Raw genomic sequence first — 6,439 nt, 5'->3', positions numbered from 1 at the left:
GCTTTCCTCCGGGCAGTTTCCCTTCGGTCTTGCGTTTCCGACTCTATCAGATCTTTCCGATCCGATTTCCTCGGTGCCTTTCAGGTTTCCGCTCCGGCCTTTCGGCTTTCGCGTTTCCCTTTCCGGCGGTTCCGACTTTATCAGAGATTCTGAGTCGGAATTTCCGTCCCGCTCGGGGAATCGGATCGGGCACCTGAGTGCGCCGGGTTCCCCTTGGGCGGAGCCGTAAACCTACTGGAGCGGGGCGCCCCGATGCAAATCGAGGCGCCCCGCTCCAGACGGTCCGTCAGACCTCCACGACCACAGGGAGGATCATCGGGCGCCGGCGGTAGGTGTCGGAGACCCACTTGCCCAGTGTGCGGCGGATGAGCTGCTGCAGCTGGTGCGGCTCGACGACGCCGTCCTGCGCCGACTTGTCCAGGACTTCCTGGATGCGCGGCACGACGGCGCTGAACGCCGAGTCTTCGATGCCGGATCCGCGGGCCTGGATGGTCGGGCCGCTGGTGATCTTGCCGGTGCTGGAGTCCACCACCACGAAGACCGAGATGATGCCCTCGTCGCCGAGGATCTTCCGGTCCTTGAGGGCGGGCTCGCCGACGTCGCCGACGGAGAGGCCGTCCACGTAGACGTAACCGGCCTGGACCTTGCCGGTGATCTTGGCCTTGCCGCCGACGAGGTCGACGACGACGCCGTCCTCGGCGATCACGATGCGGTCGTGCGGGACGCCGGTGAGGGCGCCCAGTTCGGCGTTGGCGCGCAGGTGGCGCCATTCGCCGTGGACCGGCATCAGGTTCTTCGGCTTGCAGATGTTGTAGAAGTACAGCAGCTCGCCGGCCGAGGCGTGGCCCGAGACGTGCACCTTGGCGTTGCCCTTGTGGACGACGTTGGCGCCCCAGCGGGTCAGGCCGTTGATGACGCGGTAGACCGCGTTCTCGTTGCCCGGGATCAGGGAGGACGCCAGGATCACCGTGTCGCCGGAGACGATGCGGATCTGGTGGTCGCGGTTGGCCATCCGGGAGAGGGCGGCCATCGGCTCGCCCTGGGAGCCGGTGCAGACCAGGACGACCTCGTTGTCCGGGAGGTCGTCGAGCGTCTTGACGTCGACGACGAGGCCCGGCGGGACCTTCAGGTACCCGAGGTCGCGGGCGATGCCCATGTTGCGGACCATCGAGCGGCCGACGAAGGCCACGCGGCGGCCGTACTCGTGCGCGGCGTCCAGGATCTGCTGGATGCGGTGCACGTGGCTGGCGAAGGACGCGACGATGATGCGCTTCTGGGCGCCCGCGAAGACGCCGCGGATCACGTTCGAGATGTCGCGCTCGGGCGGGACGAAGCCCGGGACCTCGGCGTTCGTCGAGTCGGTGAGGAGGAGGTCGATGCCTTCCTCGCCGAGCTTGGCAAACGTGGGGAGGTCGGTCAGGCGCCGGTCCAGCGGGAGCTGGTCCATCTTGAAGTCGCCGGTGTGCACGGCCATGCCGGCCGGCGTGCGGATGGCCACCGCGAGCGCGTCCGGGATGGAGTGGTTGACCGCGACGAACTGGCAGTCGAACGGGCCGAGGCGTTCGCGGTCGCCCTCGGCGACCTCGAGCGTGTAAGGCCGGATGCGGTGCTCCTGCAGCTTCGCCTCGATGAGGGCAAGCGTCAGCTTGGAGCCGATCAGCGGGATGTCCGGCTTCTCGCGCAGGAGGTACGGGACGCCGCCGATGTGGTCCTCGTGGCCGTGCGTGAGCACGATGCCGTCGATGTCGTCGAGGCGGTCCCTGATGGACGTGAAGTCCGGCAGGATCAGGTCGATGCCTGGCTGCTCCTCCTCGGGGAAGAGCACGCCGCAGTCGACGATCAGCAGGCGGCCCTCATACTCGAAGACCGTCATGTTGCGGCCGATCTCGCCGAGGCCGCCGAGCGGAGTGACGCGCAGGGCGCCCTTCGGGAGCTTCGGCGGGGCGCCGAGTTCAGGATGCGGATGACTCAAAAGACTCTCCTCACCACAAGCGCCACGTACCTGTTAGGCACGTGGCGCGCGTGACGTTCGTGCAGTAGCAGTTGTCATGTGGGCGCAGGAGCCATGTCCCGCGGATCATGCGTATTGAGTTGTGAAGTCTGTGTTCAGAGGTGTACCCCGCCGGCGGCGAGGTCGATCTTGAGCTGGGCGGTCTCTTCGGGGGTCAGTTCCACGAGGGGCAGGCGCAGCGGACCGGCCGGGTGACCCTGGAGGGCGAGTGCCGCCTTGGTCGTGATGACGCCCTGCGTGCGGAACATGCCGGTGAAGACCGGGAGCAGCTTCTGGTGGATCTCGGTGGCCTTGTGGACGTCACCGCTGACGAACGCGTCGAGCATGTTGCGCAGGTCGGGGCTGACGAGGTGACCGACGACGGAGACGAAGCCGACGGCGCCGACGGAGAGCAGCGGCAGGTTGAGCATGTCGTCGCCGGAGTACCAGGCGAGGCCAGAGCGGGCGATGGCCCAGCTGGCGCGGCCGAGGTCGCCCTTGGCGTCCTTGTTGGCGACGATGCGCGGGTGCTCGGCGAGGCGGACGATCGTCTCGGTGTTGATGGGTACGCCGCTGCGGCCCGGGATGTCGTACAGCATCACGGGGAGTTCGGTGGAGTCGGCGATCGCGGTGAAGTGCCGGAGCAGCCCCTCCTGCGGGGGCTTGTTGTAGTACGGCGTGACGGTGAGGAGGCCGTGTGCGCCGGCCTTCTCGGCGGCGCGGGCGAGCTCGATGCTGTGCCGCGTGTCGTTCGTGCCGACGCCGGCGATGACGTGGGCGCGGTCGCCTACCGCTTCGCGTACGGCTCGTACGAGGTCCGATTTCTCCGCGTCGCTGGTGGTCGGGGACTCGCCGGTGGTGCCGTTGACGACGAGGCCGTCGTTGCCTGCGTCCACCAGATGGGCGGCGAGCTGCTGCGCGCCGGCGAGGTCGAGTGCGCCGTCCGCCGTGAAGGGCGTGACCATAGCGGTGAGGACCCGCCCGAAGGGGGTCTGCGGAGTGGAGGTCGGAGCCATGGGTAATACGCTACTCGCTGCTCAGCGCGCGGTCCCCCCTCGGGGGATGCCAGGGGGTGTGGCGGAGAGGGATCCCGGCACTGCCTGCTCGGGGGTTCAAGCAGTGCCGGGTCCGTTTGATCAGGCTAGATGAACTTTCCGAAATGCCGCAATACGGACACTTCGCACGGCTGAACCGTACATCTGTGCCGTAATCACACTCTGCGGGTTACGGGGCGATGCGGCCGTTGGCGTTGAACGCGGCGTAGGTGAGCGGCATGAGCTTGGCCCATTCCGATTCCATCTTCTCGCCGACCATCTCGATCTCCCGCTGCGGGAAGGACGGCACCTTGGCCAGCTCGTGCTGGGTGCGCAGGCCGAGGAAGTGCATCAGCGAGCGCGCGTTGCACGTCGCGTACATCGAGGAGAAGAGGCCGACGGGGAGGACCGAGCGGGCGACCTCGCGGGCGACGCCCGCGGCGAGCATCTCCTGGTACGCCTCGTACGCCTGGCGGTACGAGTCCTCCATCACGCGGCCGGTGAGCTCCTGCTGCGCCTGGGTGCCCTCGACGAACTCGTACTTGCCCGGGCGGCCCTGCTGCACCAGCTTGCGGGAGGCCTCCGGAACGTAGAAGACCGGCTGGAGCTCCCTGTAGCGGCCCGATTCCTCGTTGTACGACCAGCCCGCGCGGTGGCGCATGAACTCGCGGAAGACGAAGATCGGGGCACTGATGAAGAACGTCATCGAGTTGTGCTCGAACGGGCTGCCGTGACGGTCCCGCATCAGGAAGTTGATCAGGCCCTTGGAGCGCTCCGGGTCCTTGGTCAGCTCGTCGAGGGACTGCTCTCCCGCGGTGGAGACGCGGGCGGCGAACAGCACGTCGCTGTCGCTCGCGGTGTGCTTGACCAGCTCGACGCTCACGTCGCCGCGGAAGGTCGGCTTGAGGTCGTCAGCAGGGGTTTCGGTCACGGTCGAGGGGTCCTTCCATCACTTCACTCGGGCGGCGCCCACTCTACGGGCCGGCACTGACAACGGAGCATTCGGTCGCACCTCGCGACATTCCGAGCCGAACATCGGCGAACTTCAGTGAATTCACCGAAACAGGGCACCAATACGGACATCCGTACGTCTCTAGGGGCAAGAGGGCGGTTCCGTTCCGGTCGAGGCTCTCGGTTTCCGTACATCGAGGCACGTCTCGATCTTGACGAGGAGAAGCAGTACCCATGTTCCTCCCCCAGCTACCGCCGGGCGGTGCCCCCAGAAACTCCGTCCCGTTCGCCTTCGTCGCCGAAGCCGACACGTTCCGCAGTAACGTCACTCCACCGCCGCGCGAACGGCCGTCGGCCGGTCAGCTCGCCGCCCGTACGCTCGTCGGGCTCACCGTCGTCGCCGGGCTCGTCGGCGCCCTGCTCCTGGCGACGCCCGCGCTGTCGCCCGCCCAGGCGCCTGGGCAAGCGCACCAGTCCGAGGCGTCCCAGAACCGCTGACGGCGGCGGCCCCGTACCGGCCCCGATGGTGGAAGGCGGGCGGGCGGGTAGGTAGCCTCACCGGGCACAGCCCGAACCACAGCGTGGATTGAGTGAGGACCAGTCGTGCCCCTGCCCTTCCTGACGGCCGACCGCGCTTTTGACGAGGTGGCCGACGACGTCGCGCTGCCCTTCGACGATCGCGACCAGTGGCGGCGTCCCTACCGGCCGGGGCCGTGGCGGGTGGCATCCGCCGCGCTGCTCCTGCTGCTCGCCTCGTACGTCCTGTTCGCCGCGGTGATCATCGCCTTCGCCGGCGCCTTCCCCGGCGCCGTGACCTGCGGCGTCATCTCCCTGCTCATCATCGCCTCGGCCCTGCGGCTGCTGCGGATGGGGACGTGGGTGAGCGCGGCCGGTCTGCGGCGCGTGGCGTTCTTCCAGACCCGGACCGTCGCCTGGGACCGGGTCGTGACGGTCCGCACCGTCCAGCAGCCCGTCCGCTGGCTCGGACTCCCCCGTACGGTCCAGGGGCAGGCGCTGCTCCTGGTGCGGCGGGACCGTGCCGACGAGAACGCCGTACTGCTCACCAGCCACGGAGCGGACTTCCTCGCGCGGACCGAGGCCTTCGACCGGGCGGCGGACTCCATCGAGGTGTGGGCGGAGGAGTTCCGCCCGTTGCACGTCTGACTCGGACATACGTGAGGGGCCGCACCGGCGTTCCGGTGCGGCCCCTCACGTATGCGGCTCAGGAGCCGAGCGTGCGGCCCTCCTGGAGGGCGATGGCGCGCTGCATCGCCTTGCGGGCGCGCGGGGTGTCACGGGCGTCGCGGTACGCCACGGCGAGGCGGAACCAGCAGCGCCAGTCCCCCGGCGTGTCCTCGGCCTCCGCCTTGCGCCGGGCGAAGACCTCGTCGGCGGAGTCGCGGTCGATCCGGCCGTACTGGTCGCGACGCAGCTCGTCCACGGGCAGGCCGCCCTCGGCCTCCAGGAGGCCGGCGAGGCGGTTCGCCTTGCGGACGAACTGGGTGTTGGCCCAGAGGAACCAGAGGCCGATCACCGGCAGGATGAGCACCGCCACGCCGAACGTGACGGTCAGCAGGGTGCCCTGCTCGATGAGCATGACGCCGCGGCTGCCGACCAGGACGAAGTAGAAGACCAGGACGGCGGCGGTGACGACGTAGGTGAGCTTTGCGCGCATGGGACTGTCAGACGTTCAGGTCGAGGAAGTGTTCCAGGCCGAAGGTGAGGCCGGGAGTGGACACGACACGACGGGCGCCGAGCAGGATGCCCGGCATGAAGCTGCTGTGGTGCAGCGAGTCGTGGCGGATGGTGAGGGTCTCGCCCTCGCCGCCCAGGAGGACCTCCTGGTGGGCGAGGAGACCCCGCAGGCGTACGGAGTGGACCGGGACGCCGTCGACGTCCGCGCCGCGCGCTCCGTCGAGGGCGGTGGCCGTGGCGTCCGGCTGCGGGGCGCTGCCGGCCTTCTCCCGGGCCGCCGCGATGAGCTGCGCCGTACGGGCGGCCGTGCCGCTGGGCGCGTCCACCTTCTTCGGGTGGTGCAGCTCGATGACCTCGACGGACTCGAAGTACGGCGCCGCCGCCTGAGCGAACTTCATCGTGAGGACCGCCCCGATCGAGAAGTTCGGGGCGATGAGCACGCCGGTCCGCGGTGAGTCCGCGAGCCAGCCATTGAGCTGCGCGAGGCGGTCGTCGGTCCAGCCGGTGGTGCCGACGACGGCGTGGATGCCGTGGCTGACGCAGAAGCCGAGGTTGTCCATCACCGAGTCGGGGGTGGTCAGCTCGACCGCGACCTGGGCGCCGGCCTCGGTGAGGGTCTCCAGCTTGTCGCCCCGGCCGAGAGCCGCGACCAGTTCCATGTCGTCGGCGGCCTCGACGGCCCGTACGGCCTCGGAGCCGATGCGGCCCCCGGCGCCGAGGACCGCCACGCGCAGCTTGCTCATCTTCTTCGTTCCTTACGCGAGTTGCG

7 protein-coding genes are annotated in these 6,439 nt (G+C 68.9%); 2 read left to right on the top strand and 5 right to left on the bottom strand.

Features of this window, described 5'->3' with window-relative positions:
- Positions 1-286: 286 nt before the first annotated feature.
- The 3 genes from ABZ893_RS12995 to thyX form a co-directional block, all read right to left on the bottom strand.
- Entirely contained in the window at positions 287-1,972 is a 1,686-nt protein-coding gene (locus ABZ893_RS12995) for a ribonuclease J (RefSeq protein WP_361401299.1), read from the bottom strand.
- A gap of 134 nt (positions 1,973-2,106) precedes the next feature.
- Positions 2,107-3,006 (bottom strand): 4-hydroxy-tetrahydrodipicolinate synthase, encoded by a 900-nt coding sequence (gene dapA / locus ABZ893_RS12990; RefSeq protein WP_361401296.1) that lies wholly within the window; start codon positions 3,004-3,006, stop codon positions 2,107-2,109.
- Between the two features lie 208 nt (positions 3,007-3,214).
- Entirely contained in the window at positions 3,215-3,955 is a 741-nt protein-coding gene (thyX, locus tag ABZ893_RS12985; RefSeq protein ID WP_361401293.1) for an FAD-dependent thymidylate synthase, read from the bottom strand.
- 254 nt (positions 3,956-4,209) lie between these two features.
- Between thyX and ABZ893_RS12980 the strand changes: the two genes are divergently transcribed.
- Positions 4,210-4,473, top strand: a complete 264-nt coding sequence (locus ABZ893_RS12980) for a hypothetical protein (protein ID WP_361401290.1) — start codon at positions 4,210-4,212, stop codon at positions 4,471-4,473.
- Positions 4,474-4,578: 105 nt separating this feature from the next.
- Positions 4,579-5,139 (top strand): hypothetical protein, encoded by a 561-nt coding sequence (locus tag ABZ893_RS12975; protein ID WP_361401287.1) that lies wholly within the window; start codon positions 4,579-4,581, stop codon positions 5,137-5,139.
- 58 nt (positions 5,140-5,197) lie between these two features.
- Here the strand turns inward: ABZ893_RS12975 and ABZ893_RS12970 are convergent, their stop codons facing one another.
- Positions 5,198-5,650 carry a tetratricopeptide repeat protein gene (locus ABZ893_RS12970; protein ID WP_361401284.1) on the bottom strand — a complete coding sequence of 151 codons (453 nt, stop codon included), beginning with the start codon at positions 5,648-5,650 and terminating at the stop codon, positions 5,198-5,200.
- 7 nt (positions 5,651-5,657) lie between these two features.
- Complete coding sequence (gene dapB / locus ABZ893_RS12965) at positions 5,658-6,413, bottom strand: 4-hydroxy-tetrahydrodipicolinate reductase (protein WP_361401281.1); 756 nt, start codon at positions 6,411-6,413, stop codon at positions 5,658-5,660.
- Positions 6,414-6,439: the final 26 nt, after the last annotated feature.

Source organism: Streptomyces sp. NPDC046821, assembly GCF_040645335.1.
Classification (GTDB): Bacteria; Actinomycetota; Actinomycetes; order Streptomycetales; family Streptomycetaceae; genus Streptomyces.
The sequence above is the reverse complement of the archived record's forward strand: the minus strand, read 5'-3'. Positions and strand labels throughout refer to the sequence as shown.

What these genes read in the sequence shown, in the direction of transcription:
- ABZ893_RS12970 (WP_361401284.1), bottom strand. Translation starts at nt 5,650, where the DNA reads ATGCGCGCAAAGCTCACCTACGTCGTCACCGCCGCCGTCCTGGTCTTC.
- dapB (WP_361401281.1), bottom strand. Translation starts at nt 6,413, where the DNA reads ATGAGCAAGCTGCGCGTGGCGGTCCTCGGCGCCGGGGGCCGCATCGGC.
- dapA (WP_361401296.1), bottom strand. Translation starts at nt 3,006, where the DNA reads ATGGCTCCGACCTCCACTCCGCAGACCCCCTTCGGGCGGGTCCTCACC.
- ABZ893_RS12980 (WP_361401290.1), top strand. Translation starts at nt 4,210, where the DNA reads ATGTTCCTCCCCCAGCTACCGCCGGGCGGTGCCCCCAGAAACTCCGTC.